General features: G+C 37.0%; 1 pseudogene. It reads right to left on the bottom strand.

Annotated features, from left to right (window positions below):
• Positions 1 to 62: 62 nt before the first annotated feature.
• Positions 63 to 365, bottom strand: a pseudogene (locus HMPREF1551_RS03690) (relaxase); the annotation flags it as partial.

The raw sequence follows: 365 nt of genomic DNA, 5'->3' as shown, positions 1-365 counted from the left end.
TGTTTCTGTTTTTAGTGTTTGTCAATATTTTATAATTAGCTGAGCCAGTGAGCTGGCTACACTTAAGATTTGTTTTTCATTTTTCGCCGTTTGGCAGTAGCACGTTTCATTCTTCTGGTAAAATCCTCTTCTTCGTAATCTACCCCTTGATCATCCAAAGAGAAAAGAGTAAAGAAAGCATTTAATGCTGAGTCCTTGCCAAAATCCTCTTGGTAATGTGTCCAAGAAGTGTCAATAAAAGTATCCTCTTCAACAGTATTAGTATTGTTGTGATTTTTACTTGCATAAGGAGTTACAGACGGCATATTTACCTGAGAGGTTAAAGCCGTAGCAGGCTCTTCTAACGATTTTAGCCACTGATGAAA

The organism is Capnocytophaga sp. oral taxon 863 str. F0517 (genome assembly GCF_000466425.1).
In the GTDB taxonomy this organism is placed as follows: domain Bacteria; phylum Bacteroidota; class Bacteroidia; order Flavobacteriales; family Flavobacteriaceae; genus Capnocytophaga.
Note: the sequence above shows the minus strand (reverse complement) of the source record. Positions and strands in the feature narration are given on the sequence as shown.